The following is a 3,366-nucleotide window of genomic DNA, read 5'->3' on the forward strand; positions in this document are numbered from 1 at the left end:
CCTCCGTCAGCGTCCAGTACAGTTTTGACGAACCCTCCGCCATGCTCGTCGCCAGGGCGATGATCAGCGAGGCGCGCAGCGCCGTCACCACCAGGCCCATGGCCGCCTCACGCGACTGCCCGGTCACGCTGCGATAGCCCTGGATCAAAATCCACAGCGTCAGCACCGTGAGCGCCACCACCCCCACCAACGCCGTCGTTCGCTGCAACAGATTCCACTGGAAAATCGCAATCTCATTGCGCAGGTCGTTGCAAGTAGAGCCAAGGCGAGCATTCCTGACCGCCTTGGCGATTTACAAGATCGCCGAAGCGCAACGACCAACACACCCGACCTATATGGACATCGAGCGCGAAGCAGTTTCTTGAGTCTGCACCTGGGTGGCCTGACGCTGGCTTTCCTCGGCCGCTTGCCGGCTGCTGTTTTCCAACGGCTGATTCTGCGCTTGATTGCGATCCACAAAAACCCGCTGCATTGCCGGGTCGGTCAGCTCGCCCTGCACTGCGAAAAAGCCGTCGCCGCTCTTGTTGGGTACCACATGGTCGATGCGTTGCAAACCACTGACCTTGGACTCGAACACGATTTGGCCGGCTGCCTGCTCGAGTTCCTTGCGGTTGGCAAAGCCGCCACGTTCACCCAGCGCCTCGAGCTTGCTCACTGCGCCGTTGTACATCGCGTTGTCGGGATGGCGCGGATCAGACAACAAGGGGCTGGAGGCTGCCTGTGCCGGCGCAGCAGGCGCGGCCGTGTGCTCAGGTTGCTTGGGTGTCGCCTGGGCCAACACCTTGGCCAAAGCGGCCTGGGTCTGCTGACCTGCGACGCCATCTATCTGCAACCCGTGCTCGCGCTGGAATTGCTCGACCGCATATTTGGTGTTGCCGCCGAAATCGCCATCCGCGCGCAACGGCTTGCCATCGCGACCAACGGCGCCAAGCTGAGCAAGCTGGCCTTGGAGCTGCTTCACCTGCTCGCCGCGCTCGCCTTGTTCGAGCTTGCCATCATTGGACTTCGAAACTTGATGGGATGTCGAACCAGACGTCACGCTGTGCTTGAGATCGACACCATCGCGCTTGACGCTTTCTATCAAATCGGGAACGCGACGTTCCCAATTGCCCGCATATTCCTCGCATTCCTTGGCTGCCTTCACGCTCCAGGGTTTGCTAGGAGTAACTCCGTTGACAACGCGTCGCGCGTTGTAGACGTCGTGGCTATCATGATCGATGTAGCGATCAAGAGGCTTGCCTGTAAACAAGCCGTCACGCATACCTACAACTAGAACTTTTGCAGCGATTTCCGGTTGCTTGGCCATGTCCGGGTTGCGGACCATTTCACCGTTAAGGCCTAGCAACTTATCGAACTTCGCATAGTTGTAGTCGTGGGTAAGATGCACGTAACCACGCCCATAGAACTCCTCGCCGCCGCTATATCCAAGCTTGCGCGCTTGGCTGCGTCCGAAATCTTCTTCAGGCGCCTGAAAATTACGCGTCTCATGTTGAGCCGTCGCCAACATGTACGATATTTGCTTTGGATCTGTCACACCGTTCTCAAGAGCGGTTTTGACGATCAACCTAACAGAAGACTCCCGATCCACACCAAAGCCTTCAGTGCTCCGACCACGTCCATCGCTCATAGTATTCTCCGTACGTGCATATCATTAGAATTTGTTGTTGCATCTACCGGCATTGCAGACCCGAAGATGCGTTGCATGTACTCACTACCAATTACCACTCACTTCTAGTTGGACACCTCCTTCATTTCACCGTCTTGAAGCCGCTCGATCTTTTTCTTCGGATTAGCCGGATCATTCGTGTCTTCGGTTAACCGCTCTATCAGCACTGCCTCGTTATTCTTAAGCTCGTAGGTATCGAAGACGTGGATACAACATCCATCACCAGAAGTAGACGTCAGCATATTTCCTTTCACGGAGAATAGACCGTTGGCCATTACCGTAATATCGGATAGCGACTGATTGAAAACAAGGATTTTCTGCGCAGCATCGAAAAGATAGACACTGTAAGAGGGACCACCATAATTACCCTCTTTTCCAGACCACACCACTACATCTTCGTGCCCATCGCCATTGATATCGGTCAAAATGATTGAGTGGCGGTTCTTCTTGTAAGTGTCGTCTAGCGGACCATGATAGAACGTGGAATTACTATCCACGTACAAAGCCTCAGGCTCCAGTGCAATCGGCTTGGCTCCGGGGAATGTCACCTCCACGACCGGCGAACGGTTACATAGCATGATCCCCGGGCTATCTTCGGTGCAGCTCTGCGCATGAACTGAAACGGCAATTCCACCGATATCTGCGCTTATCTCGCCCTGCTCGTTGAGTTTTGCATTAGCAGTAGATGGCATTTTCAAATCCTTTTGCAACTCGTATTCAGGTTTTTTGCTAGCTTGATTTTTAGCAGGTGATTTTTCTCCGTCAGCCTCTGCGGATGGAGCATTACTAGGACTGCAAGCTGTGATCGAGACGACGCAAATCAAATAAATCACCCCGGCTACGGCCCTTGCTAATTCGCGCGTCAACATGGAAAATCCTTCTAACTCAAATCAATATTTCTTGAATATTGGATCAGAACAGCCCGAATATAGCACCTTGCATTCACCAGATCTGCTTTTTTTACAGTTTCCGATCGCTAAATCAATAGCGCGCTCCTTGGTCGCAGATCCCTGATAAAAACTATCCGACTGCGTAGAAACCAAAGCTGCACACTGATTACGATAAACCAAGTTTATCTTGCAATCGCTTGCTCCGTTTACAGAACATCGACGAATAGCAATATCCTTCGCCTTATCTTCCGACAACTCCCCTGCCGCAGTTCCAGCCTCACCGGTGGAATCGGAGCCAGCGATTGCCCCCCAGGTCTTAATCCACTCACCCGTTGGCCTCGGCGGAGGCGTGGGAATATCATCTCTTGAAGTACCAGAGTCAGGCCCACATTGCGGGCTCCCAGGGGCCACACCTGCCGGACAAGCCGTTTGAGCGAAAGCAGGGGCAGTCCAACTTACAAGAAGAATAATTGAAGCCAAGCGGATAATAATCATTTTTCACCACATCAGCTGAAAAGGCGACAAGTTACTTTTGTGCAAGCCCACGATTACCTGAACTAGGCTCTTGGGATGAAACGTCAGAAGAATTAACGGTATTTATTCCACGTGCCCTTTGAGGAGAAGTATCCTGCGTTTCTCTAGCCGGCGCCCCCGGCTCATAAGGCCGCCCAGCAGCCGGAGCTGACTGACCGCCTCGATCCAGCTGCCCCAGGGCAGAATACGCCGTGAACTGGCCCAGCGTGCCCTGGAAGAAGGCAGCGGCCATCGGCGGTGCGGTGATGATCAATGTCGTTAACACCAGTCCTAATC

Annotated in this window: 4 protein-coding genes and 1 pseudogene; all 5 read right to left on the reverse strand. The window is 53.7% G+C overall.

The window, feature by feature from the left end:
- On the reverse strand, window positions 1-292 hold a 292-nt coding region (locus J7396_RS22030), incomplete at its 3' end, for a type IV secretion system protein (protein WP_209262144.1).
- 39 nt (window positions 293-331) lie between these two features.
- Window positions 332-1,627 (reverse strand): peptidoglycan-binding protein, encoded by a 1,296-nt coding sequence (locus J7396_RS22035; RefSeq protein ID WP_139790230.1) that lies wholly within the window; start codon window positions 1,625-1,627, stop codon window positions 332-334.
- A 104-nt stretch (window positions 1,628-1,731) separates the two neighbouring features.
- Window positions 1,732-2,535: an FG-GAP repeat protein gene (locus J7396_RS22040; RefSeq protein WP_244669827.1), complete on the reverse strand. Its 804-nt coding sequence runs from the start codon at window positions 2,533-2,535 to the stop codon at window positions 1,732-1,734.
- A 21-nt stretch (window positions 2,536-2,556) separates the two neighbouring features.
- Window positions 2,557-3,051, reverse strand: a complete 495-nt coding sequence (locus J7396_RS22045; protein WP_011051710.1) for a DUF4189 domain-containing protein — start codon at window positions 3,049-3,051, stop codon at window positions 2,557-2,559.
- Between the two features lie 31 nt (window positions 3,052-3,082).
- Window positions 3,083-3,366 (reverse strand): annotated as a pseudogene (locus tag J7396_RS22050) (hypothetical protein); the annotation flags it as partial.

Origin of the sequence: Xanthomonas sp. A1809, assembly GCF_017746015.1 — a bacterium.
Lineage (GTDB): Bacteria > Pseudomonadota > Gammaproteobacteria > Xanthomonadales > Xanthomonadaceae > Xanthomonas > Xanthomonas euvesicatoria.

Excerpts from the sequence above, each read along its gene's own strand:
- J7396_RS22035 (WP_139790230.1), bottom strand. The coding sequence starts at position 1,627 with ATGAGCGATGGACGTGGTCGGAGCACTGAAGGCTTTGGTGTGGATCGG.
- J7396_RS22040 (WP_244669827.1), bottom strand. The coding sequence starts at position 2,535 with ATGTTGACGCGCGAATTAGCAAGGGCCGTAGCCGGGGTGATTTATTTG.
- J7396_RS22045 (WP_011051710.1), bottom strand. The coding sequence starts at position 3,051 with ATGATTATTATCCGCTTGGCTTCAATTATTCTTCTTGTAAGTTGGACT.